The organism is Microbacterium sp. Bi98 (assembly GCF_918698045.1).
Taxonomy (GTDB): Bacteria; Actinomycetota; Actinomycetes; order Actinomycetales; family Microbacteriaceae; genus Microbacterium.
Map to the genome: position 1 here is coordinate 24,847 of NZ_CAKKLK010000006.1, position 24,349 is coordinate 49,195.

24 protein-coding genes are annotated in these 24,349 nt (G+C 69.7%); 7 read left to right on the forward strand and 17 right to left on the reverse strand.

Going from position 1 to position 24,349, the window contains the following annotated elements; genetic code table 11:
- Nucleotides 1-78: 78 nt before the first annotated feature.
- Together LQZ85_RS10700 and LQZ85_RS10705 are read left to right on the forward strand one after the other, a co-directional pair.
- Nucleotides 79-606, forward strand: coding sequence for a hypothetical protein (locus LQZ85_RS10700; protein WP_056277172.1), 528 nt, complete (start codon nt 79-81; stop codon nt 604-606).
- 66 nt (nt 607-672) lie between these two features.
- A complete protein-coding gene (locus LQZ85_RS10705) occupies nt 673-1,161 on the forward strand; it encodes a SprT-like domain-containing protein (RefSeq protein ID WP_053098888.1) in 489 nt (162 codons plus the stop codon).
- Nucleotides 1,162-1,212: 51 nt separating this feature from the next.
- Here the strand turns inward: LQZ85_RS10705 and LQZ85_RS10710 are convergent, their stop codons facing one another.
- The 11 genes from LQZ85_RS10710 to LQZ85_RS10760 all read right to left on the reverse strand — a co-directional run bounded on the left by LQZ85_RS10710 (nt 1,213) and on the right by LQZ85_RS10760 (nt 11,097).
- Complete coding sequence (locus LQZ85_RS10710; RefSeq protein ID WP_082586514.1) at nt 1,213-1,731, reverse strand: DUF3054 domain-containing protein; 519 nt, start codon at nt 1,729-1,731, stop codon at nt 1,213-1,215.
- Nucleotides 1,732-1,868: 137 nt separating this feature from the next.
- Nucleotides 1,869-2,525, reverse strand: a complete 657-nt coding sequence (locus tag LQZ85_RS10715) for a 2-phosphosulfolactate phosphatase (protein WP_056277169.1) — start codon at nt 2,523-2,525, stop codon at nt 1,869-1,871.
- Nucleotides 2,526-2,605: 80 nt separating this feature from the next.
- Complete coding sequence (locus LQZ85_RS10720) at nt 2,606-4,078, reverse strand: ABC transporter permease (protein ID WP_072590816.1); 1,473 nt, start codon at nt 4,076-4,078, stop codon at nt 2,606-2,608.
- Complete coding sequence (locus tag LQZ85_RS10725) at nt 4,075-4,836, reverse strand: ABC transporter ATP-binding protein (RefSeq protein ID WP_056277163.1); 762 nt, start codon at nt 4,834-4,836, stop codon at nt 4,075-4,077. Before LQZ85_RS10725 ends, LQZ85_RS10720 begins: the two co-directional genes overlap by 4 nt.
- 94 nt (nt 4,837-4,930) lie before the next feature.
- Nucleotides 4,931-5,566, reverse strand: coding sequence for a response regulator transcription factor (locus LQZ85_RS10730; RefSeq protein ID WP_053098884.1), 636 nt, complete (start codon nt 5,564-5,566; stop codon nt 4,931-4,933).
- Entirely contained in the window at nt 5,563-6,738 is a 1,176-nt protein-coding gene (locus LQZ85_RS10735) for a histidine kinase (RefSeq protein ID WP_056277160.1), read from the reverse strand. Before LQZ85_RS10735 ends, LQZ85_RS10730 begins: the two co-directional genes overlap by 4 nt.
- Before the next feature lie 63 nt (nt 6,739-6,801).
- A complete protein-coding gene (locus LQZ85_RS10740; RefSeq protein ID WP_056277158.1) occupies nt 6,802-7,593 on the reverse strand; it encodes a methyltransferase domain-containing protein in 792 nt (263 codons plus the stop codon).
- Between the two features lie 42 nt (nt 7,594-7,635).
- Complete coding sequence (locus tag LQZ85_RS10745; RefSeq protein WP_056277153.1) at nt 7,636-8,796, reverse strand: AMP-binding protein; 1,161 nt, start codon at nt 8,794-8,796, stop codon at nt 7,636-7,638.
- Between the two features lie 16 nt (nt 8,797-8,812).
- The gene (locus LQZ85_RS10750; protein ID WP_230100883.1) at nt 8,813-9,724 is read right to left on the reverse strand and encodes a 1,4-dihydroxy-2-naphthoyl-CoA synthase; all 912 of its coding nucleotides are present in this window, start codon (nt 9,722-9,724) and stop codon (nt 8,813-8,815) included.
- A 79-nt stretch (nt 9,725-9,803) separates the two neighbouring features.
- Complete coding sequence (locus LQZ85_RS10755; protein WP_056277150.1) at nt 9,804-10,763, reverse strand: permease prefix domain 1-containing protein; 960 nt, start codon at nt 10,761-10,763, stop codon at nt 9,804-9,806.
- A 1-nt stretch (nt 10,764) separates the two neighbouring features.
- A complete protein-coding gene (locus tag LQZ85_RS10760; RefSeq protein ID WP_230100884.1) occupies nt 10,765-11,097 on the reverse strand; it encodes a helix-turn-helix transcriptional regulator in 333 nt (110 codons plus the stop codon).
- Between the two features lie 78 nt (nt 11,098-11,175).
- On the opposite strand from LQZ85_RS10760, the gene LQZ85_RS10765 reads away from it, so the two are divergent.
- Both LQZ85_RS10765 and LQZ85_RS10770 read left to right on the forward strand, forming a co-directional pair.
- On the forward strand, nt 11,176-12,195 hold the full coding sequence (locus LQZ85_RS10765; RefSeq protein WP_230100885.1) for a GNAT family N-acetyltransferase: 1,020 nt from the start codon (nt 11,176-11,178) through the stop codon (nt 12,193-12,195).
- Nucleotides 12,196-12,253: 58 nt separating this feature from the next.
- Nucleotides 12,254-13,231 carry an o-succinylbenzoate synthase gene (locus LQZ85_RS10770; RefSeq protein ID WP_056277139.1) on the forward strand — a complete coding sequence of 326 codons (978 nt, stop codon included), beginning with the start codon at nt 12,254-12,256 and terminating at the stop codon, nt 13,229-13,231.
- A 19-nt stretch (nt 13,232-13,250) separates the two neighbouring features.
- On the opposite strand, the gene LQZ85_RS10775 is transcribed toward LQZ85_RS10770, so the two are convergent.
- A complete protein-coding gene (locus LQZ85_RS10775) occupies nt 13,251-13,874 on the reverse strand; it encodes a TetR/AcrR family transcriptional regulator (protein ID WP_053098875.1) in 624 nt (207 codons plus the stop codon).
- Nucleotides 13,875-13,995: 121 nt separating this feature from the next.
- Between LQZ85_RS10775 and LQZ85_RS10780 the strand changes: the two genes are divergently transcribed.
- From LQZ85_RS10780 to LQZ85_RS10790, 3 genes are all read left to right on the forward strand, one after another.
- Nucleotides 13,996-16,797, forward strand: coding sequence for an MMPL family transporter (locus tag LQZ85_RS10780; protein WP_082586513.1), 2,802 nt, complete (start codon nt 13,996-13,998; stop codon nt 16,795-16,797).
- Nucleotides 16,794-18,758: a YhgE/Pip family protein gene (locus tag LQZ85_RS10785; RefSeq protein WP_053098873.1), complete on the forward strand. Its 1,965-nt coding sequence runs from the start codon at nt 16,794-16,796 to the stop codon at nt 18,756-18,758. Before LQZ85_RS10780 ends, LQZ85_RS10785 begins: the two co-directional genes overlap by 4 nt.
- Nucleotides 18,759-18,923: 165 nt before the next feature.
- Nucleotides 18,924-19,505, forward strand: coding sequence for a 2'-5' RNA ligase family protein (locus tag LQZ85_RS10790; RefSeq protein ID WP_082586536.1), 582 nt, complete (start codon nt 18,924-18,926; stop codon nt 19,503-19,505).
- Nucleotides 19,506-19,520: 15 nt separating this feature from the next.
- On the opposite strand, the gene ccsB is transcribed toward LQZ85_RS10790, so the two are convergent.
- From ccsB to LQZ85_RS10815, 5 genes are all read right to left on the reverse strand, one after another.
- A complete protein-coding gene (ccsB, locus tag LQZ85_RS10795) occupies nt 19,521-20,507 on the reverse strand; it encodes a c-type cytochrome biogenesis protein CcsB (protein WP_056277133.1) in 987 nt (328 codons plus the stop codon).
- A 4-nt stretch (nt 20,508-20,511) separates the two neighbouring features.
- Nucleotides 20,512-22,347, reverse strand: a complete 1,836-nt coding sequence (locus LQZ85_RS10800; RefSeq protein ID WP_230100886.1) for a cytochrome c biogenesis protein ResB — start codon at nt 22,345-22,347, stop codon at nt 20,512-20,514.
- Nucleotides 22,348-22,375: 28 nt separating this feature from the next.
- Nucleotides 22,376-23,155, reverse strand: coding sequence for a cytochrome c biogenesis CcdA family protein (locus LQZ85_RS10805; RefSeq protein WP_056277130.1), 780 nt, complete (start codon nt 23,153-23,155; stop codon nt 22,376-22,378).
- A gap of 16 nt (nt 23,156-23,171) precedes the next feature.
- Nucleotides 23,172-23,825, reverse strand: a complete 654-nt coding sequence (locus LQZ85_RS10810) for a TlpA disulfide reductase family protein (protein WP_082586511.1) — start codon at nt 23,823-23,825, stop codon at nt 23,172-23,174.
- Nucleotides 23,826-23,889: 64 nt separating this feature from the next.
- Nucleotides 23,890-24,294, reverse strand: coding sequence for a MerR family transcriptional regulator (locus LQZ85_RS10815; RefSeq protein ID WP_056277127.1), 405 nt, complete (start codon nt 24,292-24,294; stop codon nt 23,890-23,892).
- Between the last annotated feature and the right edge of the window lie 55 nt (nt 24,295-24,349).

Genomic DNA, 24,349 nt, shown 5'->3' on the forward strand with positions numbered 1-24,349 from the left:
GGGGCCGTGGGGCGTGCCGCCCCGACGACTGCGCCGACGCGAGGCACACTTGACGGGGGACGCTGCGGAAGGAGAGCAATGAGTTTCATCCAGGGATACGACCCGGAGAGCCTTCGCGAGCTGGTCGACCTCGGTGAATGCGCCGCACGGCTGGAGGAGATCGAGAGCCAGCGGAGCCTTCCGGCACTGCTGGAGCGGGTCTGGCTGCTGAAGGTCCTCGACCGTCTGGACGAAGCGCTCCCCCTCGCCGATGAGGCCGTGCGCCAGTCGCGCATGGCGGGCACACGCAAGGACGTCCTGCGCTCGAGGGTGCTGCACGCCACGATCCTGCAGCACCGCGGCGCCCACGCCGCCGCCGAGCAGGAGCTCGCGACGTGCGCCGCCGAAGCCGAGGGACAGCGCTGGCTGTCGATCGCCGCGTTCGCGCACCACCATCACGGCAGGAACGCCTACGAGGCCGGCGACTACGAGACCGCTCGCGAGAGCTTCAAGCAGTCCCTCTTCCTGCGCCGCGAGGCCGGGGCCGAGGACCGAGAGCTCGAGACGGTGCTGCTCGCCATCGAAGCCGCCGAGCGGCGCCGCACGACGCAGCTCGTCGCGGGCTGACGGCAGCACACGCCCGCCGGTGCCCCGCTGAGGGGCGATGTCGGCGGTATGGCTTAGCCTGATCGCATGGCGGAACTTGACCGGGTGCGCGTCTGGGGCGAGGCACTGATCACGCTGCACCTCGACGACAGCTGGTCATTCGGCTTCGACCACGCGAAGCGTCGGGCGGGGCAGTGCGACTACACGAAGAAGCGCATCACCGTGTCGCGGTATCTGGCTGCGCGGTTCGAGGACGACGAGATCCATCAGGTGCTGCTGCACGAGGTGGCGCATGCCCTCGCGGGTCATGAAGCGGCCCACGGCCCGACCTGGAAGCGCGTGGCCCGAGACCTGGGCTACGTCGGCGGAACCACCCACCATGGCGAGACGGCGGTCGAACTCGCGCCGTGGGTCGGCCAGTGCCCCGCTGGTCACGTGACCTACCGCCACCGGCGTCCGTCACGCGCCACATCGTGCGCGCGGTGCTCCCGCTCGTACGACGCGCGCTACCTGTTCGACTGGACTCGGCGCGAGATCACGGCCGACACGAGGCTCGCGGCGCAGATGTCGCGCTGATCCGCGCACGACGTCGACCCGCCCCGAGCGCCGCGAACCCGCAGAGTGCGGTCAGCGCGCGTGAGGACCTGATTCCGGATCGGCCTCGGGCGAGGGTTCCTCCTGCGCTCGCTCCGAGGCTGCCGCGTCGGCGGGTGCGTCCCGGTCGACGGGAGTGTCGTCATCCTCCCGCTCCTCAGGCCGCCCGGGGGCCGCGCCGGCGTCGCTCGCACGCCCCGCACGCCGACGCAGGAGCGCTGCCACGGCTCGCCACCCGACGAGGAAGACGCCGAGCACGAGGGTCGTGACGATGATGAACGCGATCTGCGCGGTGTCCCCCGCCACGACGCGCAGCAGCAGCCCGCCGACGACGGTGACGAGCCAGACGACGGCACCCCAGGCCAGCGACCACGGTCGACGCGGCCTCGCCGGCAGAAGCGCCGCCACGACGTGACCCAGCAGGAGGGCGACGATGAACGGCCAGGCGGTGAGCAGGAACCCGCCGGGATCTTCTCCGTGCGAGGCACGGCCGATCACGGCGAAGACGAGCACCAGGACGGCATCGACGACGAAAGCGGGGACGAACCTCATGCCATGACCCTACGTCGCGGAACACGAAACCCGTGCCGGATGCACGGCCTGTTGCCGAGCGCGTGCAGGGACGAGATCCACAGGCGCCTCACCCCCGAGCGGGGATGGCCTGCGCGCCGGGGACGACCGCAGACCGCTTAGTCGAAGGCGACGAAGAGCCCGTCACGCAGCACGGGGACGACATCCAGGGCGTCGAGCTCGGCGGCGTCCGACACCGTCGTCGGCGCAGCACCGGATGCCCGCATCCGCTCGGTCGCGGCGACCCCGTCCGCGAGCTCACGCGCCGAACCGCTCGCGCTGACCATGTGGCGCAGCGCCCTCTTCAGCGCGCGGAATCCCTCGGCGGCCACGGCCGCATCGGGCGCCGTGTGGTCGATGCCGAGTTCGGTGAGCGCGGCGACGATCGCACCGGCTCCCAGGTGGTCCTCGACCGCGAAGCGCACGGCGCCCGCGGCGTCGGCTTCGCCCGCGGCGATCACGCTCACGGAAGTGCGTGACTGGTTGCGCTCCTGCAGCGTCGCGATCGCTCGTGCCACTGCCGCCGCGTTGCGGAGACTTCCGATCAGCACGACCGCGTCGCCGGCGCGGGCGGCGACCGCGGCGCCATTGCGGGACCACTCACGCGCGTCGTCGAGCGAGACCGCTGAGCCCGACGCGACAGCGTCTGCCACCGTCGACGAGAAGCGGAGCACGTCGACCACCACGACGACATCGGCGGTCGCGAGGCGATCGAGCCCGTCGACGCCCCACTCGAGACGCACCTGATACGTGGACTGGTCGAACGGAGACGGCATCCGTCCAGCCTAGAACGACCGCCCGGGTGCCGATGCCCCGATGACGGATTCGGTCATCGGGGCATCCTCAGGCGTCGTCGTCAGTCGGCGGCCAGTGCGTCGACGGGCGCCACGCGGGTGGCGAGGCGGGTCGGCGTCGCGGCAGCCACCAGGGTCAGCACAGCGGTCGCCGCGACGATGATGACCACGGGCAGCCAGGGCACGTGCGGTGCGACGAGCCCGGCGGCCTCGAAGTCGGGCAGGGTCGGCACGGAGCCGAGCAGCGACTGCGCCGCGATCCATCCGTAGGCGATGCCCAGGATCAACCCGGTCAGCGTGGCGGCCACCGTGATGTGCGCCGCCTCGAGCAGCACCATGCGGCGCACCTGCCCATTGGACAGGCCGATGGACCGGAGGAGTCCGAGCTCGCGACGACGCTGCACGACGCCGATCGTCAGAAGGTTGACGAGACCGACCGCGGCGATCACCGCCGACACCGCCACGAGCACCATCATCACCGATGCGAAGGCGTCGAACGGGGTGAAGAACTCCGCAGGCGTCTCGCCCTCGACCTGACCGATCAGCATCTGCTTGACCGATTCGAGCGCGACCGCGAACATCGTGACCAGTGTGACCCCCATCACGACGCCGATCGCCATGCGCGACGAGCGCTCGGGATAGCGGAGGGCGTTCTCGGCCGCGAGTCGTGCCGTGGCACTCGATCCGAACATCCGCCCGACCAGACGGAGCACGGGAGGCATGAACAGCACCGATCCGAGCGCGAGTCCGGTGAAGGAGAGCAGTCCGCCGACGAAGGCGACGACCACCCCGAGCGGGTGCACGAGGCCGACGACGACCCCTGCCGCCAGCAGCACGGTGCCGGAAGCCAGCAGGATCCATGCGCCGATGTGCCGCCCGGGGCGGGACAGCTCTTCGTGAGTGCGCTCGACCGACCCGCCGATCGCCTGCAGCGGCGTGACGGCGAGAACGCGCCTGGAGCCCACCCATGCCGCCGCCCAGGTCGTGAGCGCGACGCCGACGACCGGCAAGGCGATGAACGGCTGGGCGAGAGAGAACCCCTGCGGCACGTTCTCGATCAGTCCGGAACCGATCTGCACGCCGACCGCGGCGATCACGAGGCCGGCGAGAAGCCCGAGTGCCGCGCCGATGACCCCCACCGCGAAGCCCTGCCGGCCGACCACGGCCCGCTGGGACCTCGCGGTCGCGCCGATGAGGCGCATCAGGGCGATCTGACGCGTGCGCCCGGCGATGATCGTCGAGAACGTGTTCGCGGTGACGATCGCGGCGACGTACATCGCGACGCCCGTGAGCAGCACCGAGAGCAGTCCCACGATGAACGCGAGCGTCTCGCTGTCGCCGATGAAGGGGTCGGCCTGCAGCACGGCTCCGAGGTAGGCCGTGGTCTCGACCAGCACCACTCCGAAGGCGGCCGAGAGCGCTGCGACCAGGATGCTGGCGCCCATGCCCCGGTCGCGCAGCCAGGCGAGGCGCGGACCGGTCGCGGACGTCTGCGGTACGACGGCGAGAGTCGGAGACTCGATGACGGCGCTCATGCCGCGACCTCGGCGGCGAGCATGTAGGCCGAGATCTCCTCGGCGCTCTGGCGCGGGTGGTCGGCGACGATCCGGCCGTCTCCGAGGAACAGCACCCGGTCGGCATGGCTCGCCGCGATCGCGTCGTGGGTGACCATGGCGATGGACTGTCCGTGCTCGCGGCTCGCGGTGGCCAGCAGCTGCAGCACCTCGCGCCCCGTGCGGGAATCGAGATTGCCCGTGGGCTCGTCGGCGAACACGAGATCGGGCGCCGTGGCGAGCGCACGGGCGATGGCGACGCGCTGCTGCTGACCCCCAGAGAGCTGATGCGGTCGGTGCTGCAGACGGGATCCGAGCCCGAGCGTCTGGATCAGTCCGTCGATGCGCGCCTTCTCGATCGCGCTGGGTCGCCGCCCGTCGAGCTCGAACGGCAGCATGATGTTGCCGAGGGCGGTGAGCGTCGGCACGAGGTTGAACGCCTGGAAGATGAAGCCGACCCGGCGGCGGCGCAGGATCGTGAGATCGAGGTCTCCGAGCTCCGTGATCTCGGTGTCGCCGATCCAGCTCCTCCCCTGCGTCGGGGTGTCGAGGCCGGCCATGATGTGCATGAGCGTGGACTTGCCCGAACCGGACGGTCCCATGATGGCGGTGAACTGTCCGCGGCGGATGCCGACGCTGACGTCGTCCAGCGCGTGGACGGTGCCCTCGCCGGCGCCGTAGGTCTTCTTGAGGTGCTGGACGCGGGCTGCGAGCCCGAGGTCGGTGGTCGTGATCTCCATGCCTTCGACGCTACGGACGCCGGCTGCTCCGCCGCGTCGGCCTGACGGCGCATCCGCCTACATCGTAAGGATGATCCCGCGGACAGGAATCGGGTCAGGCGAGTCCGTGCTCGAACGCGAAGACCACCAGCTGCACCCGGTCGCGGAGGGTGAGCTTCGTCAGGATGCGGCTGATGTGGGTCTTGACGGTCGCCTCGCTGAGATATTCGCGAGCGGCGATCTCGGAGTTCGAGAGCCCCCGGGCGGCGAGCGCGAAGATCTCGCGCTCACGCTCGGTCAGCGCGGAGAACTGCACCGGCACCGGCTTCGGCTCCTCGGCGAAGTGCTCGAACAGCTCGCGGGTCGCCGACGCGGCGATGACGCTCGAGCCCGCGTGGACGGTGCGGATCGCGGCGAGGAGGAACTCGGGGTCGGCGTCCTTCAGGAGGAATCCGCTCGCCCCCTGACGGATCGCGCGAGCGGCGGCCTCGTCGAGGTCGAAGGTCGTCAGCATGACGATGCGCGGCGGGTCGGGCTGAGCGAGGATCTCGGCGGTCGCAGCGAGCCCGTCCATGACCGGCATCCTGATGTCCATCAGCACCACGTCCGGTCGAGTCGCGTGCACGAGAGCGACGGCTTCGCGGCCATCGCCCGCTTCTCCGACGACGTCGAGATCGGGCTGCGAGGCGAGCAGCATGCGGACTCCGGCGCGGAACAGCGCCTGATCATCGACGAGGACGACCCTGATCATGCGACTTCTCCGATCGGGAGCGAGGCGCGGACGACGAACTGCGCTCCCTGGCGCTCCGCCTGAAGGCTACCGCCGACGAGCTGCGCCCGTTCACGCATGCCGATCACCCCGTGACCGCCGCCGATCTGCGGCTGATCCCGTCCCACGGTGTTGCGCACCTGGATGTCGACACGGTCGGGAAGCCACGCGAGGTGCACGTCGACCGCGCCGTCGCCGTGACGGATGGCGTTCGTGAGCGCCTCCTGGAGGATCCGGTACACCGCGAGCTGGATGGCTCCCGGCGGCTCCCCCGGCGGCATCGGATCGACGGTGATCCGGGCCTCGACTCCCGCCTGACGCACCTGCGCGAACAGCGACTCGAGGTCTGCGAGCGTCGGCTGGGGACCGTCCCCCTGTCGGTGGCGCAGCTGCGTGAGCAGCAGACGCACGTCGCTCAACGCGCTGCGAGCGGTCTGGGCGATGGTCCCGAGGGCCTCGGTGGCCATCTCGGGCTTCGCGGCGGCCGCATACCTGGCGCCGTCGGCCTGCGCGATCACCACGGCCAGCGAGTGCGCGACGATGTCGTGCATGTCGCGGGCGATCCGCACACGCTCCTGCTCCTCCGCCGCGAGCGACTCCGCCTTCAGCTGCGCCGAACGGGTGCTCCGCGCGCGCAGCACCACCCGCCACAGCAGACCGCAGACCCACGCGAATCCGAGCGCGAGCACCGAGACGACCAGGAGCAGCGTGCCGGTCGTCAGCTGATCCCACCCGCTGGCGCCGGAGGTGACGCCCGTGACGACGACCAGGTAGACCGCCGAGACCAGAGCACCGAGCAGCGCCGAGCCGAAACCCCACCACAGCACCGCGCGGGACCCCCAGGCGGCGGTCGCGTAGAGCACAAGGAGGATCGCCACATCGATCGGCAGCGGACCGAATCCGGACAGCATCTGCACGATCGCGCCCGCCCAGGCCGCGGCGAGCGCGAGTCCGGGGGCGAGCCTGCCGATCGCGACTCCGCCGAACATCAGGATGCCCGCGGTGACGATCGCCGCGACCGCCGCACCGCTGATCCCCTCGCCGACCGCCCCCGGGCCGTAGAAGACGACGGAGAACGGCGTGAGGATGACGAAGAGCAGCGCCGCCCCGACGATGTCGAGCACGAGCGCCGTACGGGAGAGCGGGCGGATCACTCCCCCACGCTACGCGGCACGGCATCCGCCTCGCATCCGCCTGCAGATGTATCCGCGGTCCGGTCAGGCGCGGGCGATGATCTCGCCGTGCGGCACGAGGTACCAGCCGTCGCCGTCGTCGGCCCAGCGCTTCCATGCGTCGCTGATCTCCTGCAGGTCGCCCCGCGTCGCCATCTCGCCGTCGACCAGCTGCCGGGCGAGCGCGGACTCGAGGATGCGATCGGCCCACATGCCGCCCCACCATGCGCGGTCCTCGGGGGTCGCGTATGTCCACGTGGAGGACGTCGCCGTGATGTCGTCGAATCCGGCGGCCCGCGCCCAGGCGAGCAGTCGACGCCCCGCATCGGGCTCGCCGCCGTTCGCTCGGGCAGCGCGACGATAGAGGTCGAGCCATCGATCGAGCTCGGGCAGGATCGGGAACCAGAGGAAGCCCGCATAGTCGGCGTCGCGCACCCCCACGACACCACCCGGCGCCGTCACCCGACGCATCTCCCGGAGCGCCTGCACGGGGTCGCCGACGTGCTGCAGCACCTGGTGCGCATGCACGACGTCGAAGCTGTCGTCGGCGAAGGTCAGTGCATGCACGTCCTCGACCGCGAAGTCGAGGTTGTCCAGTCCCCTGCGCGATGCGAGATCGCGCGACAGCGAGAGTGCGTTCTCATCGATCTCGGTCGCCGTGACATGGGCGACGGTGCCGGCGAAGTCGATCGTGATGGTGCCTGGCCCCGCTCCGACATCGAGAAGCCGGGTGGTCTCTGTCAGGTGCGGGCGGAGGTACTCCGCCGAATTGGAGATGTCGCGACTGCTGTGCGAGCGGAGGACGGTCTCGTGATGCCCGTGGGTGTAGGTGGCCATGGCTCAGTCTGGCAGTGCTCTTCTCGCCGCTGAAATCCGCCGTCAGTGCAGTTCGGCGACGGCCCGCCTGATCGACTCGCGGTCCGGCTTCCCTGAGGCCAGCACGGCCAGTTCGTCGACCATGATCAGCCGAGCCGGTCTCGCGTGCCTGCCGAGCTCGGCGGCGACGAGATCCCTCGCGTGCGCGAGCTGCTCGGCCTCGCTGCGCCGCAGCGCCTCGCCTCTCGGGGCGACGATGACCGAGGCCTCGCCCCATCGCTCGTCCGGCACGCCGACCACGACGGCATCGGTGAGACCCGGAACGCCGCGCACCAACCGCTCGACCCGATCGAGCGAGATGTTGATGCCGCCGGAGACGATCACGTTGTCGGCACGACCGTGCACCCGCACGACGCCGTCGTCATAGAGCCCGAGATCGCCGGTGTGATACCAGCGGATGCCGTGCTCGTCGCGCGAGAAGTTCTTCGCCGTGAGCTCCCCGTCGCCGAGATAGCCGTCAGCGAGCATCGGACCGGCGATGCGCAGCTCTCCGTCCACTGTGCGCACGGCGACGGTGTCGAGGGGGACGCCGTCGTAGACGCATCCCCCGCTCGTCTCGGTGGAGCCATAGGTGCGGACGAGTCGGATGCCGAGATCGGCGGCGCGGTCGCGCAGCGGTTCCGGCAGCGCCTGGCCACCCACGAGGATCGCCCGGTACGCCTGAAGGGCCGCACGCACAGGTCGGTCGTCTGCCGCATCGAGCAGCGTCGACAGCTGCGCGGGGACGAGCGAGGTGTACAGCTCGGGGATGCCGGCGGAACCGCCCGGCAGCGGGCGGAGCATCGACAGCGTCGCGTCGGCGAACGAATCGGGCGAGAACCGACCGCTCAGCGCGACAGGGTGCGTGCCTGCCATCAGAGACCGCACGATGACCTGGAGTCCCGCAACGTATCCGGCGGGCAGGGCGAGCAGCCAGCGCCCACCGCCCACTCTCGACGCCGTCGCCTCGGCGCTCGCCCGCAGCGCCTCGCCGCTCAACGCGACCCGCTTGGGGACCCCGCTGGAGCCCGAGGTGGCGATCACGACGGCCGTGCCGTCCGGCACCCATTTCGGGGCGTCTCCGAGCATCCCGAATCCGAGCGCCGGCCCGCCGTCGAGCGCGCGCGCCAGAGCGGCCCGGAGTTCGGCCGGATCCTCGGCATCCGTCGGCGTCAGCGCGACCATGTGCGTCTCGATCCGCTCAGTAGTGCCAGGGGAACGAGGTCCAGTCGGCGTCCCGCTTCTCGAGGAACGAGTCGCGGCCCTCGACCGCTTCATCGGTGCCGTAGGCGAGACGCGTGGCCTCGCCCGCGAACACCTGCTGCCCCACGAGCCCGTCGTCCACCGCGTTGAAGGCGAACTTCAGCATGCGGATCGCCGTGGGCGACTTGGTGAGCACGGAGCGCGCCATCTTCAGCGCCTCGCGCTCGAGGTCGGCATGGGGCACGACCCGGTTGACCGCCCCGGCCTCGTACGCCCGCTGCGCCGAGTACTCCTCGGCGAGGAAGAACACCTCGCGCGCGAACTTCTGCCCGGTCTGCCTCGCCATGTACGCCGATCCGTACCCCGCGTCGAAGCTGCCGACATCGGCGTCGGTCTGCTTGAACCGCGCCTCCTCGGCGGAGGCGATCGTGAGGTCGCACACCACGTGCAGCGAGTGCCCTCCGCCGGCCGCCCAGCCCGGCACGACGGCGATGACGACCTTCGGCATGAAACGGATGAGGCGCTGGACCTCGAGGATGTGCAGGCGACCGGCGCGAGCCGGATCGTGCACGGTCGTCTCGTCATCGGAGTACTTGTATCCGTCGCGGCCGCGGATGCGCTGGTCGCCGCCCGAGCAGAACGCCCACCCGCCGTCCTTCGGACTCGGTCCGTTGCCGGTGAGGAGGACCGCGCCGATGCGGGGGTTCTGCCGTGCGTCGTCGAGTGCCCGGTAGAGCTCGTCGACCGTGTGCGGGCGGAAGGCGTTGCGCACCTCGGGGCGGTTGAACGCGATGCGCGCGACTCCGCCGTCCGTGCTCACGTGGGCGGTGATGTCGGTGTAGTCCTCGGCACCGGGCGCGAGCACCCATTCGTCCGGGTCGAACAGGTCTGAGACGAATGCGCTGGTCACAGCATCCAGCCTATTCCCGCCCGGGTTGCACACGGAGACGGCGTCGCCCCGAAGAGGCGACGCCGTCTGCGTGCGGTGATCAGCCGCGGCGAGCGCGAGCGGTCTTGATCCAGCCGTCGACGATGTCCCAGATCGGGAACGCGATGAGGGCGAACCCGGTGATCACGGTCAGGATGCGCATCGTCTCATCCGTCACGCCGTTGTCGGTGAAGACGAAGCGGAGGAACTCGGGGTTGAGCAGCTCGCCCTGCACCAGCAGCGTCAGCGACCAGACGGCGAACACCGCCGCGAGCAGGGTGTTGACCACAGCGGCACCGATCGTCCAGCGGCGGCGAGCGTAGACCACCACCGTCAGCAGCGCCTCGGCGACGAAGAGCCCGAGGAAGAACGTGATCCCCCAGGGCCACAGACCCGGGTTCAGGATCGCAATCGGATCTCCTTCGGTCGGGAAGAAGCCGATGACTGCGTCCCAGAAGACCGCGCCCACCCCCAGCACGAGGAACACGAGCGACGCGATCGCATCCGCCCTGCCGGCTCCGTTCTGGGTCGGCTCGGGCAGCTGGTCGACGTCCCACTTCACCCCGGTGTCCGCTCCGGTGCGCTCGAGGATGAAGAAGACCAGGGTCACCCAGAAGCAGACGTGCACGATGACCGAGATGCCGACCGTGACGGCGGCGCCGATCATCGTTCCGATGGGTGCGCGCTCGATCGCCTGCGCGATCGCGACTCCGCCCATCGCGCACACCGGCACGATGATGAGCAGCAGCTTGAGCAGCCGCCACCACACGAGGTAGTACCGGGGTCCGATCAGGTGCAGCGGCCGGTCGGCGTAGCCGGCGGCGAGGACGCCGGGGTCACCCAGCTCTGTGAGGACCGCCCGTTCCGCCTCGGCCGGGTCGTCCCCCTGTTCGAGTCTCGCGTCGATCGCGTCGGCGATGGATCCTTCGAGCTCGGCGCGGACGTCGTCCTGCACCTCGGGCGTGAGGCTGCGGATCGTGGCGCTGATGTATCGCTCGGTGAGCGTGGCTGTCGAGGGCATGTCAGTTCTCCTCAGCTGTGAGGGTCGCGATCGCCGTCGTGAGCGATCGCCATTCTTCGGTCAGGGTGTCGGCGAGCCGGATGCCGGCTTCCGATGTGCGGTAGAACTTGCGGGGCCGCGCCTCGTCGGTGTTCCACTCGCTCGTCAGGTACTCCTGCTTCTCGAGACGCCGAAGCAGCGGGTACAGCGTGTTCGCATCGGTGGCGAAGCCGCGGCGCTCGAGGTCTTCGAGCAGCCCGTAGCCGTACCCCGCCGTGCGCAGCAGCTGCAGGCACGCCAGCACCACGGTGCCGCGGCGCAGTTCCTGCAGATGCGTGTCGAGGGTCTCTTTCATGTCCATCACATTACTGTGCGTCACACACCATTGTCAATCACACATTTATGTGAAGGACAAGGCACGTACGGTGGTCGCATGGCGATCGAGATCCTCCGCATCGACGCGACCGATGACCGGTCCGTCGATGCATGGTGGGATGCGTACGCCACCGCCGAACGCGCGGATCGCGGCGCGGATGCCGTCGTGTGGTCGCTCGAGGAGTCGCGCAGCGAGCTGCAGCAGGAGTCGGCCGTCGTCGACCGACGCGCCTATCTGCTGCGCCACGCCGACCGGATCGTCGGCTCCGCGAGCCTCGCGCTCCCCCTGAAGGACAACACCCAGGTCGCCCATCTCGCGATCAGCGTGCCGCCCAAGCACCGACGGCGCGGCATCGGCTCCGAGGCCCTCGCGTTCCTCGAGGCGGAGGTCACGGCGTCCGGTCGGACGATTGCGCAGGGGGCGACGTCGTGGCGCCACGCCCTCGGTTCGGAAGGTGCCGGATCGCCGGGGCGTGAGTTCGCACGCGCCCGCGGCTACAGTCTGGCCCTCGGCGACGTGCAGAGCAGGCTCGACCTCCCGGTCGACCCCGCACTGCTCGACCGGATCGAGAGAGACATCGCATCGGCGATCGCTCCGTACGAGATCCGCAGCTGGGTCGGCCGCATCCCCGACGAGGTCGTGGAACGCTGGACGATCCTCGACGCCGCCCTCGAGACCGAAGCCCCGACCGGCGAACTCGCCATCGAACCTCAGAGACCCGATGTCGACAGCATCCGCGAGAGCGAGGAACTGCTCGACCGACAGAGGCGCGTGTCGTTCGGGGCCATCGCCCTCGCGGCCGACGGCGAGGCCGCGGCGTATTCGCAGCTCGTCGTGTCGACCGACGACGGCAACGCCTATCAGTGGGGCACGCTCGTGCGCACCGCGGACCGGGGGCACCGGCTCGGCATCGCGGTCAAGGCAGCCAACCTGCGGATGCTGCAGAGGGAGGCGCCGCAGACCCGCGCCGTCTACACCTACAACGCCGAGTCGAACGCGCACATGCTCGCCGTCAACACCGCGCTCGGGTTCCGCCCCAGCGAGCGGATGGGCGAACTGCAGAAGCGCCTGCGCTGAGGCGGACCCGTCGGCACGGCGGATCCCCGACGAGGCGTCGACAGAGCAGAATGAGCACATGCTCCCACCGCTCGCAGATCTGCTCGGCTCGGCCAGGGTCGTCTCGCTTCCGATGCACACCCGCTTCCGCGGGGTCGACAAGAGAGAGGCGCTGCTCGTCGAAGGGCCGGAGGGATGGGCGGAATTCTCTCCGTTCGTCGAGTACGACGATCTCGAGTCGGCCACCTGGCTCGCGGCGGCGATCGACTTCGCCTGGAGGACGCAGCCCGAACCTCTCCGCGAGCGCATCGGCGTGAACGCCACCATCCCGGCTGTCGAGGCGGCGCAGGTCGCCGAAGTGCTGGCCCGCTTCGCCGGCTGCCGCACCGCCAAGGTCAAGGTCGCGGAACCCGGGCAGACGCTCGCAGACGACATCGCCCGTGTGCGGGCCGTGCGCGAGGCCATGGGGCCGGAGGGTCGCATCCGCGTCGATGCCAACGGCCTGTGGAACGTCGACGAGGCCGAGCACGCCGTGCATGCGCTCAACGAGTTCGATCTCGAGTACGTCGAGCAGCCGTGCGCGACAGTGCCGGAGCTCGCCGAACTGCGCACCCGGGTGAAGTACATGGGCATTCCGGTGGCCGCCGACGAGAGCATCCGCAAGTCCTCCGACCCGCTCGCGGTCGCGCGCGAGAAGGCCGCCGACCTGCTCGTCATCAAGGCGCAGCCGCTCGGGGGCATCACGCATGCGCTGCAGATCATCACCGCCGCGGGCCTGCCCGTCGTGGTTTCCAGCGCGCTCGACACCGCGATCGGACTCTCCCAGGGTGCGGCGCTCGCCGCCGCCCTGCCGACTCTCGACTACGACTGCGGGCTCGGCACGGCATCCCTGTTCCTCGACGACGTCGCCGACCTGCGCCCGGTGGACGGCTCGATCCCGGCAGCTCGGGTCACCCCGGATCCCGATGCTTTGGCGCGGCTCGCCGCCTCGGACGACCGACGGGACTGGTGGCTCGATCGCCTCACGCGGTGCTACGCCGTGCTCGACGCGCGCTGAGCGCCGTTCGTCTGCGAGGTCACTCCGCGAGCAGCAGCTGCACGAGGCGCCCCAGCTCCTCGCCGCTGGAATGCCGCAGCTGATCGGAGTCCTGACCGGCCATCGCTCCGCGAACGGTCATGCCCTCCCAGATGATCATGAGCATGCGCGCGGCCTCTTCGGCGGGAACCTTCAGCTCGAGCGAGCTCACCGAGACGATGTCGGTGATGATCACGGCGATGCTCGAGACCATCTCGCGCTCCTGCACGAGGTAGGCAGCGCCGAACTGATGGTCACGCAGAGCACGGATCCGGATCTCGCTCATCAGCATGACGCCGAGGCGGTCATCGCCGCCCGCGTCCATGATCCGCTGGACGAGCTCGACCGGGTCGCATCCCTCTGACAGACCGCCCTCGGCGGCGATCTCGTCGACGCGGTCACGCACCGCATTGACGCGCTGCTCGCCGACGCTGCCGGCGAGCACGAGGAAGAGTTCGTCCTTCGACTCGAAATTCGAATAGAACGCGCCGCGGGTGAACCCGGCGCGATCGCAGACCGCTTCGACGGAGGCGCCGTCGAGGCCGACCTCGGCGAAGACCTGCGCGGCCGCATCGAGAAGCCGGGCTCGCGTGTTCTCCCGGCTGCGGGTGGCGGGTGTCGTCATCGAATCCTCCTGCCTGTCATTCTCACACCCCGCACACAGACTCCGGGGCTCGGACCACCTTACGATACAGGTATGTATTGGATACACCTGTGTATCCAGCCCGTATTCCCTGAGGAGCCTCGTGTCCACACTCCTGTCCTCGCTCGGTCGCTGGTCCTACCGGCACCCGTGGCGCGTTCTCGTCTCCTGGCTGCTCGCCCTCGGCATCGCGGGGGCCGGCGCCCTCGTCCTCGGGGCTGGCACGGACAACTCCTTCTCGATCCCGGGCACCGAGTCCCAGGCCGGCCTCGAGCAGCTCAACCGCTCGTTCCCCGCGGTCAGCGGCACCAGCGCGCAGATCATCGTGGTCGCCGCCGACGGCGACTCGATCACGGATGACGCATATAAGACCGACATCGAGGATGCCGTCGACCAGCTCGCCGACCTCGACGACTCGGTGCTCTCGGCGACCTCCCCGTTCGACGAGATGGTCAGCGGCATGATCAACGACGACGAGACGGCCGGTATCATCCGCCTGCAGTTCGACGGCCAGGCCAGCGATGTATCGGCGGAGACGCAGGATGACCTGCGAGCCGTCGTGGCCGAACTCGCCGATGAGCTGCCGGACGGATCACAGACCTCCCTCGGCGGAGAGCTCTTCGCCACCTCCATCCCCGGTGTCACGCTCACCGAGGCCGTGGGTCTGCTGATCGCGCTGCTGGTGCTGATCGTCACGTTCCGCTCGTTCGTCGTCGCAGGGCTCCCGCTGCTCACGGCAGTGCTCGGTGTGGGCATCTCGATGGCCGGCATCTTCGCCGCCACCGCCTTCGCCACGGTCTCGTCGACCACTCCCCTCCTCGCCCTGATGCTCGGGCTCGCCGTCGGAATCGACTACGCACTGTTCATCATGGCCAGGCACCAGGATCAGGTCCGCGAGGGAGTCGACCCCGAGGAGTCGACAGCGCGGGCTGTAGGCACGGCAGGCTCGGCGGTGGTGTTCGCGGGCGTGACCGTGCTGATCGCCCTGATCGGACTCGGGTTCGCGGGCATCCCGTTCCTGACGACGATGGGCATCGCGGCCTCCGCCGCCGTCGCGGTCGCCGTCGCCATCGCCGTGACGCTCACCCCCGCTCTGCTCGGCTTCATGAAGGGCCGCGTCGCCGGTCGACCGCGCCGGGCTCCGAAGGCGAAGAAGGGCAAGGCAGCCCCCGCGCAGCGCCGTCGCTTCAGCGAGCGCTGGGTGACCGGCGTCACCCGGCGTCCGATCCTCGTATCCCTGGCCGTCGTGCTCGGGCTCGGCATCGTCGCCGTGCCCGCCCTCAGCCTGAATCTCGCGCTGCCCAACGCGGGCGTGCTGCCGCAGGACTCCGAAGCGCGGCAGAGCTACGACCTGGTCGGCGAGCAGTTCGGTCCCGGGTTCAACGGACCGCTGATCCTGACGGGCACGATCGTCACGTCGACCGATCCGCTGACCCTGATGGAGGATCTCGGCGACGAGGTCGCCCAGATCGACGGGGTCAAGGAGGTCGCCCTCGCCACCCCGAACGAGACCGCAGACACCGGCATCGTGCAGATCATCCCCGAGACCGCACCCGATGACCCCGCGACGGCCGATCTCGTGCGAGAGCTGCGCTCGCACCACGACGAGTGGCTCGACGAGTTCGGCATCGACCTGAAGGTGACCGGGTTCACCGCGGTGGGCATCGACATCTCCGACCAGCTGGGCAACGCCCTTCTCCCGTTCGGCATCTTCGTCATCGGCCTGTCCCTGATCCTGCTCACGATCGTGTTCCGCTCACTCTGGGTGCCGGTCACGGCAGCCGCCGGCTATCTGCTCTCGATCGTCGCCGCGTTCGGCATCGTGGGAGCCGTGTTCGAGTGGGGCTGGTTCGCCGACGCCCTCCATGTCGCGAAGGTCGGTCCGATCATCAGCTTCATGCCGATCATCCTGATGGGTGTGCTGTTCGGGCTCGCGATGGACTACCAGGTGTTCCTGGTGTCTCGGATGCGCGAGGACTTCGTGCACGATCCCGACGGCAGGAGCCCCGATCGCGCGACTCGCCGAGCCGCGGCACTGCGTGCCGTGCGCAGCGGCTTCACGGGATCGGCGAAGGTCGTCACCGCTGCCGGCCTCATCATGTTCGCCGTCTTCGTGGCGTTCGTCCCCGAAGGCGACTCGTCGCTCAAGCCGATCGCGCTGGGCCTTGCGGCCGGCATCGCGATCGACGCGTTCCTGGTGAGGATGACGCTGATCCCTGCACTCATGGCCATCCTCGGGGAGCGCGCGTGGGAGATCCCGGCCTGGCTGGAGCGGATCCTCCCGAGCGTCGACATCGAAGGAGAGGCGGTCGAACGCGAGCGTCACCTGGCGGGCTGGCCGGGCGACGAGTCGATCGTCGCCGCCGACGACCTCACGATGACGGATGCCGGCATCGACGGCCTCCACCTGCGCCTCGCACCCGGGGCCTCCGCCGTGCTCACCGGATCGTCAGCCGGCGCATTGCGCGCGCTCGCTCTGACGATCGCCGGGCGGGCGACTGCGGACGACGGCCGCCTCCGGGTCGCAGGCCATCTTCTGCCCGGTCGATCCGCGTGGGTGCGGGCGCATGTCGGAGCGGTCATGGCCGCCGATGCCGCGAGCCTGTCGGCCGACCTCGCCGAGGCACTGCGCGGACGGCCGGCTCTCGTGGTGATCGACGGAGCCGACCGGCTCTCCCGCCCCGAACGCGATCAGCTCGCGGCGCGACTGCGCGACTCCCGCAGCACGACGGCGATGCTGCTCACCGCACTCGATCCCCAGGCGGCCCTGGAGATCCTGGCCGATGCCGGCCGTTCATCGGCTGACACGATCGACATCGACGCGCCAGCCGCACAGTCGCAATCCGAGTCCTCGGTGCCCCGCATCGTCGACGGCACCACCGAATCGACCGAGGTGAACGCATGACCCTCCCCATCGAACGCGCCCGTTCGCGCAAGCCCATCACGTGGCTGACGATCCTCGGCGTCCTTCTGCTTCCCGCGGCAGTGGGCGGCATCCTGGTCGCTGCCCTGCAGAATCCCACCGAGCGTCTCGAGTCGATGACCGCGGCGATCGTCAACCTCGACGAGCCCGTCGAGATCGACGGGCAGCTCACTCCGCTCGGTCGGCAGCTCGCCTCGGGGCTCGTCGAAGGATCGGACGAGCTCGATTCCAACCTCACCTGGGTGATCTCGAACGAGGACGACGCCGCCGACGGTCTCGCCGACGGCTCGTACCAGGCCGTCATCACGATCCCCGAGGAGTTCTCGGCCGCAGCGACCTCGGCGGGGCAGGCGATCTCGGACGGCGGCGGCGACGCGGAGCAGGCCACGATCCAGGTCACCACCCCGGAGGACGGGCTCGTCGCCGATGACCTGATCACGAGTCAGATCGCGAACGTGGCGGCCTCGAGCATGGGCACACTGCTGTCGGAGGCGACGACGGAGAACATCCTCGTCGGCTTCACCACGATCGGAGACCAGATCGGCGAGGCCGCGGACGGCGCCGCCGAACTCGCCACCGGCGCGCGGGATGCGGCCACGGGAGCCGCGGCGATCCCCGACGGCGCGACTCAGCTCGCCTCCGGTGCCACGGAGCTCGGAAACGGCGCATCCTCCTTGGCATCCGGGCTCGACACACTCGCGTCGAAGACCCGCGAGGCCGCGAACGGCGCGAGCCAGATCGGCACCGGGCTGACCGCAGGCGCGACGGAGCTGCAGAATCAGGCCGGTCAGCTGCCCGCTCTCGTGGGAGCTGTCGAGACCGGGACCGCGGCCGCGACGGATGCCGCCACCCAGACCGCCGGGCTTGCTCAGCGCCTCGGCGCGATGGCCGCGAGCTGTGACCCCATGACCTCCGGTGATCTGTGCGCCGAGCTCGCCGCCGAGGCCGCGAACGCTGCGGATGCCGCGACGTCGGCCGGAACCGCATCGGGGTACCTCACGACCGTCTCTCCCCAGATCGCGACTCTCCCGGGCGCATTCACCACTCTCGCGGCCCAGCTCGGCGAGGCGGGTGCGGGGGCGACGGGTCTCGCGGACGGTCTGAACCAGTTGGCGTCGCAGGGTCTCGACGAATCGGCGAGCGGTGCACGAGCACTGGCGACGGGCGCATCCCAGCTGTCGGACGGAGCGACCGAGCTCGCGACCGGTGCCGACGAGCTCGCGACCGGCCTCGACACCCTCGCCACGGGAACCGGCGATCTCGCGAGCGGCCTGCGCACCGCATCCGATTCGCTCCCCTCGTTCAGCGACTCCGAGTCGACCTCGCTCGCGTCGGTGATCGCCGATCCGGTGGCGTCCAAGGGCGCCGACGGCGCCACGATCTTCGGCCCGACCGCGATCCCGCTGCTCGCCGCCGTGGTGCTGTGGTTCGGTTCGCTCGCCTCGTTCCTGGTCATGCGGGCCTACACCGCGCGCACCCTGACCTCCCGACGCTCGTCGGCCGGACTCGCCCTGCGCGCCTTCGCCCCGGCTGCCGCCATCGGTGCAGCCCAGGGTCTGCTGGTGTCGCTCATCGTGCAGATCGTCGCCGGATACGACGCCGCGGCCTGGTGGGCCTTCGCAGGAATCGCCGTGCTCGCCGGGGTCGCCTTCGCGGCCGTGAACCAGGCACTCGTCGCGGTCTTCGGCGGCGTCGGCCGCTGGGTCAGCGCGCTCGTCGGTGTGCTCGCGATCGCGACCGGTCTGATCTCGACCGTGCCGGGATGGCTGGCGGATCTCGGCGCATCGCTGCCGACCTCCCCCGCGTTCGCCGGGCTGATCACCGCGAACGGCGGCGCAGCCGCAGGCCTCATCGTCTGGGGCGTGCTGTCGCTCGTCGCGACCACCGTCGCGGTGGCACTGCGGCGCACCACCTCCGTGAAGGCGGCCCTCGCGACGGCGTGAACCACCCCACCGAGCACCGCTTCGGACCACGACGCAGGACGCGCCGCGCATCGATCACGATGCGCGGCGCGTCCTGTATCCGCTCCGAATCCGTGCCCGCTCGAGATCGAACGGTATTCGGACGTGTGCCCGCGCACGTACGATCAGAGGATGCGTCGCCCCTTCATGACCTCTCCCGCCCAGCTCGAGTCACTCGAGGGACAGCAGTATCTCGTGCTGCGACCCACGCGGGCCGTGTCGGACGTGTACCGGGCCGAGCAGAGGTCGGCGCTCGGCCGGATGGATGCTCCGCACCCGCACACCGAGCACGTCACCCTGCGCGCGTTCCATGAGCCCGAGCGCCGCGAAGAGCTGCTCGCGCTGATCCGCGAGTGGGCGGTGGCGCAGCGTCCGATCGAGGTCGTCGCCGAGGCCGTCGACGTGTTCCCCGCCCCCTGGCAGGTCGTCATCCTGCGGCTGCGGCGCACCGCATCCATCGTGTCGGCGTACTCCACGCTCAGCGAAGCGCTCGTGGGAACGGACTTCCGCCGTCTCGACGAGCGCAGCACGGACGACTGGACGTTCCACCTGTCGGTGATCTATGCGAAGACGCTCGCGCCCGCGGCGTGGACGGAGCTGTCGCACAAGTCGCGGCGCTCGCTCAGTTCGCGCCCCGCCGAGACCATCAGCGAAGTCGAGCTCGTCTGGTACGAAGACGGAGCCGAGCACTCCGAGGTCATCCCCTTCGGACTGCGCTCGTTCAGATGAGCCGCGCTCGGGCGCTCAGCTGAGGCCCGAGTATGCGTGCAGACCCTTGAAGAAGACGTTGACGATCGTGAAGTTGAAGAGCACGGCCGAGAAGCCGACGATCGCCAGCCACGCCGAGGGGTTGCCGCGCCAGCCGCGCGTCGCGCGAGCGTGGATGTACCCGGCGTAGAGAACCCAGATGACGAAGGTCCAGGTCTCCTTGACGTCGAAGCCCCAGAAGCGGCTCCAGGCGTAGTAGGCCCAGATGGAGCCGGCGATCAGCGTGAACGTCCAGAGGATGAAGCCGATGATCGTGAAGCGGTAGGCCATGCTCTCGAGCCGCTCGGACCCGGGGAACGTGCGCAGGAATCCGGGGCCGGTCTTCTCCGCGCCCTCGGAGATGAGGCGCTCGCGACGCGACTGCATCAGCTGGATCACCGAGAGGGCGAAGGCCAGAGCGAAGAACGCGGTGCCGAGCGAGGCCACGAAGACGTGGATCACCAGCCACACGCTCTTCAGCGGGTCCATCAGGGGCGAGACGTCGACGTAGAAGTTCGTGGCGGAGAGACCCAGCAGCACGACGACCAGACCGGTGATGAACGTGCCGAGGAAGCGCAGATCGATGCGCGTCAGCACCACCAGGAACACGGCGACGATCAGCAGCGTTCCCATCATCGCGAATTCGTAGAGGTTGGCCCACGGCACTCGCCCGGCCGCGAGACCACGGGTGAGCGTGGCGGCGAAATGGAAGATGAACGCGAGCACGGTCAGCGAGGTCCCGATGCGGGCCATCACGAAGCGCTGAGGCGCGGCCTCGGAGCCGGATGCCGCGGCAGCCGTCGCCGCCTTGCCGCCGCGCGAGCGGGTTCCGGCTCCGACGAGTTCGAACTCCTGCACGGTCGCCGCGTCCGCGGACAGCTGCGACCGACGGGCGAGGTCGAAGGCATAGGCCACGAAGGCCGCCGCATAGATCGCGATCGCCGTCCACAGCAGGATCGGCGAGATCACTTCGAGATCGAACATGGTGTCAGTCTACTTTCGGGGTGTCGGATGCGGGGCGCGCGGAGTCGCGGTCGGCGGGCGTCTCGGGTGCCGTCGCCGCCTGGTCGGAGCCATCTGCGTCGGAGCCGTCAGCCTCAGGGTCTTCCGCCTCTGAGGCGTCCGTGTCGGTGTCGGGCTCCTCGACCTCGACCGCCGTCGTGACCCCGGCCGCGTCCATCAGACGCGCATGACCTGCCACGAGGTCGTCGACGGCCGTCGCGAGCGTCGGGTCCTCGCCGCGAGCGAGACCGGCGTACTCGAGAGAGACGGTGCCGTCCTGTGCCGTCGCCTTGACCCACACCCGGCGTCGCGGGATGAACAGGGCGAGCATCAGACCGCCGAGCGCGAGAAGCGCGAAGCCGAGCACCCAGGGGCCAGACGCGTCGCGGTGGATCTGCAACGAGGCGAAGCGCTTGACCGATTGCGACGCGTCTGTCGCACCCGCCGGGGACTCGTCCTCGAAGGTCACGGTTCCCATGCCGTTCGGCAGGTCGGCTGTCTGTCCGGGTGCCAGCTCGATCGATTCGAGGTCCGTCGTGCGCCCGGTGACCTTGGTCATGCCGGTGGTGTCGAGCACGTAGACCGACCGCGGAATGCCCTCGTTGATGCCCAGGTCGCCGGTGTAGACGTCGAGCGTGAGGGTCGGGTTGGTGAGGTCGCCGAATCCCGAGAAGAACGCGCCGGTGTCGAGCACCCCCGTCGTCGGGTAGAAGAAGCCGACGAGGCCGACCTGCTCGCTGAGGCCGTCGGGGATCTTGATGACGCCCAGCGAGGTCATGTTGTTGTCCTGCGGCAGGAACGGCGTGCTGTTCGTGAACACCACGTCCCCATCGGGGTTGCGCACGGTGATCGTCGGCGCGTAGCCGTTGCCGAGCAGGAAGACGTTGTCGTCGGCGACGCCGAGGGGCTCGTTGACCTTGACCGATCCGGTGCGCTCCTCGCCGTTCTCCTGCACGGTGACGTTGGCCGAGAAGTCGCCTGCCTGGCCCGAGCCCGGCTCGCCGAACGGCTGGTATGTGACGTCGAAGCTGTCGAGACGCATCGAGTAGGGCGCGAGTGCTCCGTCGCTCACGAAGCGGCCGCGGTTCATCGAGTCGTAGTCGAGCAGGGTGTTCGCGAACGTCTCGCCCTCGACCAGGACGCGCTGTCCGGTGTACGCGAACCCTCCCCCGACGCCCACCGTGATCAGGACGCCGACGAGAGCGAGGTGGAAGAGCAGGTTGCCCGATTCACGCCAGTAGCCGCGCTCGGCCGAGACCGACGACGATCGTTTGTCGTCGTACCGCTCGACCCGGTAGCCCAGGGCTTTGAGCTGCTTCTGCGCGATGTCGATCGATGCGGCGGCCTCTGCCGCAGCATCCGTCGAGGCGCGCTCGACCGCGCGGAAGTCGGCGAGGCGCTTCAGACGTGCAGGGGTGCGCGGGGGGCGTGCCTGCAGGGCCTTCGCATGGTGGCGGATGCGCGGGATGACACAGCCGACGAGCGAGGCGAACAGCAGCAGGTAGATCGCCGAGAACCACGGCGAGAGGTAGACGTCGAACATCTTCAGCCCGTCGAGCACGGGGAAGAGATCGGGGTTGTCGCGCTCCCACTGCGTGACGCCGTTGGGGTCGGCCATCCGCTGGGGGAAGATCGAGCCGGGGATCGCCGCGATCGCGAGCACGAGCAGCAGGATCAGCGCGGTGCGCATCGAGGTCAGCTGACGCCATCCCCAGCGCAGCCAGCCCACGAATCCGAGGCGGGGCTGGGTGATCGACTCTTCGCCGTCGACGTGGTCGGACGGCCGGAGCGGATCGCTCGACCTCTCGGTTGTGCTGCTCACGTCATCCTTCCGATGCGTCTTCTTCTGATCAGATCGGGAGGTCGACACTGCTCATCACCGCCGTCAGTCGGGACATGATGTCCGTCCAGAGCCCCGTGACCATCAGCAGCCCGAGGAGGATGAGCAGCACGCCGCCGATCACGTTCACGACGCGGATGTGCCGGCGCAGGAATCCGATCGCCTTCGTCGCCCATCCGAAGCCGAGCGCGACCAGCAGGAACGGGATGCCGAGGCCGAGCGAGTACGCCAGCCCCAGCAGGCCCGCCCGCACCGGGTCGCCGGCGTTGAACGAGAGGGCGAAGATCGCGGTGAGCGTGGGTCCGAGGCACGGCGCCCATCCGATGCCGAGGGCGATGCCGAGCAGCGGTGCGCCGATCAGGCCGGCCTTCGAGTCGACATGGAATCGCAGCTCGCGCTGGGCGAACCCGAACAGACCGAGGAACACGAGGCCCATCAGGATGATCACGCCGCCGAGGATGCGAGTGATCAGCTCGCCCCACTGCAACAGGAAGACGTTGGCGAGCCCGCCGAGCGCGGTGAGGGACACGAACACGAGGCTGAAGCCGAGGATGAAGAGCAGCACGCCCACGACGAGTCGGCCGCGAGCGGGGGCCTCGACCGTCGACACCGCCGTGCCGTCCGTCGGGTTCGGGACGCGGCGGGGGGCGACCGCTCCCCCGAGGAATCCGAGGTAGCCCGGCACCAGGGGCAGCACGCACGGCGACAGGAACGACACGAGGCCCGCGAGCAGCGCGACGGGGATCGCGAGCCAGAGGGCTCCCGATCCGATGATGACTTCGGGGTTCACGCCGCTCCCGGGAGACTCACGAGTCCTCCGCGAGCGCGTCCTTGACGAGCGTCGAGAGGATCGAGGTGCCATCGATGGGCCCGATGATGCGGGCGGCCACGCGACCCTGCTTGTCGAGCACGAGAGTGGTGGGGGTCGCCTGGATCGGCACCGACGACGCGAAGGCGAGCTTCGCCTCGGCCGTGTCGACGTCGATGAGGCTCGGGTAGGTCACACCGAACTCGGCGGAGAACGCCTTCGCGGTGTCGGCCTGATCACGCGTGTTGATGCCCAGGAAGGCGACGTCGTCGCCGCCGTGCTCCTGCCAGACGCTCTCGAGGTCTTCCGCCTCGAGGCGGCACGGGGCGCATCCGGCGTACCAGAAGTTGACGACCGTGACCTTGCCCGCGAGGTCAGAGCTGGAGAAGTCCTCGCCGTCCTCGGTGAGTCCGCCGAAATCGGTGACGGGGTCGCCGCGTTCGGCGACCGGAATCTCGACGATCGCTCCGTCTGCCGCGACATAGCCCGGGTTGTCACCGCTGAGGAACGAGTCGTTCACGGGATCGGGAGCGCAGGCGCTCAGACCGATGGCGAGCACCGCGGCGAGCGCGGCCCCGACCGCGCGGCGAGATGGCCGGATGCGGGAGGAGCGGCCGCTGCGGATCGGACGAACCGTCGAGGCGAGTGGCACGATTCCCAGTTTACGCGGGGGTTCCTATGCATGGGCCGGATGCCCCGGGGGTGCTCGGCCGCCGTCAGAGACGCGCGAGGACGTCCTCCACGCTGGCCCGGAAGCGCGGGCAGGTGGCGATGTCGTGCGACCGGCATCCCATCGCGTGCTCGGTCATCTCCCGCGAGCGGCGCATGTCCTCCATCCGCCGATCGAGATCGTCGAGGTGCTGCTGCAGCACCTCGTGACGCCCCGCGCTGCCGTCGTCGAGGAGCACGGCGATCTGATCGAGGGTCATCCCGGCTGCCTTGCTGCGCTGGATGACAGCGATGCGCACGACGTCGTCCTGGCCGTAGCGGCGCCTCCCTGCGGTGTCCCGCGCGGGGCGCAGCAGGCCGACCGACTCCCAGTGCCTGAGCACGTTCGTGGGCAGCTCGAAGCGTTCGGCGACCTCTCCCACGGACCACGGACTCTCGATGCTTGACTTCATGTTGACATGAAGTCACAGACTGAGGACGAACGCAAGCGACCACCCCTCGGAAGGA

Bases quoted from the DNA above. Each gene is read 5' to 3' on its own strand.
- LQZ85_RS10700 (WP_056277172.1), top strand. From the start codon at position 79: ATGAGTTTCATCCAGGGATACGACCCGGAGAGCCTTCGCGAGCTGGTC.
- LQZ85_RS10705 (WP_053098888.1), top strand. From the start codon at position 673: ATGGCGGAACTTGACCGGGTGCGCGTCTGGGGCGAGGCACTGATCACG.
- LQZ85_RS10710 (WP_082586514.1), bottom strand. From the start codon at position 1,731: ATGAGGTTCGTCCCCGCTTTCGTCGTCGATGCCGTCCTGGTGCTCGTC.
- LQZ85_RS10715 (WP_056277169.1), bottom strand. From the start codon at position 2,525: ATGCCGTCTCCGTTCGACCAGTCCACGTATCAGGTGCGTCTCGAGTGG.
- LQZ85_RS10720 (WP_072590816.1), bottom strand. From the start codon at position 4,078: ATGAGCGCCGTCATCGAGTCTCCGACTCTCGCCGTCGTACCGCAGACG.
- LQZ85_RS10725 (WP_056277163.1), bottom strand. From the start codon at position 4,836: ATGGAGATCACGACCACCGACCTCGGGCTCGCAGCCCGCGTCCAGCAC.
- LQZ85_RS10730 (WP_053098884.1), bottom strand. From the start codon at position 5,566: ATGATCAGGGTCGTCCTCGTCGATGATCAGGCGCTGTTCCGCGCCGGA.
- LQZ85_RS10740 (WP_056277158.1), bottom strand. From the start codon at position 7,593: ATGGCCACCTACACCCACGGGCATCACGAGACCGTCCTCCGCTCGCAC.
- LQZ85_RS10745 (WP_056277153.1), bottom strand. From the start codon at position 8,796: ATGGTCGCGCTGACGCCGACGGATGCCGAGGATCCGGCCGAACTCCGG.
- LQZ85_RS10755 (WP_056277150.1), bottom strand. From the start codon at position 10,763: ATGCCCTCGACAGCCACGCTCACCGAGCGATACATCAGCGCCACGATC.
- LQZ85_RS10760 (WP_230100884.1), bottom strand. From the start codon at position 11,097: ATGAAAGAGACCCTCGACACGCATCTGCAGGAACTGCGCCGCGGCACC.
- LQZ85_RS10765 (WP_230100885.1), top strand. From the start codon at position 11,176: ATGGCGATCGAGATCCTCCGCATCGACGCGACCGATGACCGGTCCGTC.
- LQZ85_RS10770 (WP_056277139.1), top strand. From the start codon at position 12,254: ATGCTCCCACCGCTCGCAGATCTGCTCGGCTCGGCCAGGGTCGTCTCG.
- LQZ85_RS10775 (WP_053098875.1), bottom strand. From the start codon at position 13,874: ATGACGACACCCGCCACCCGCAGCCGGGAGAACACGCGAGCCCGGCTT.
- LQZ85_RS10785 (WP_053098873.1), top strand. From the start codon at position 16,794: ATGACCCTCCCCATCGAACGCGCCCGTTCGCGCAAGCCCATCACGTGG.
- LQZ85_RS10790 (WP_082586536.1), top strand. From the start codon at position 18,924: ATGACCTCTCCCGCCCAGCTCGAGTCACTCGAGGGACAGCAGTATCTC.
- ccsB (WP_056277133.1), bottom strand. From the start codon at position 20,507: ATGTTCGATCTCGAAGTGATCTCGCCGATCCTGCTGTGGACGGCGATC.
- LQZ85_RS10815 (WP_056277127.1), bottom strand. From the start codon at position 24,294: ATGAAGTCAAGCATCGAGAGTCCGTGGTCCGTGGGAGAGGTCGCCGAA.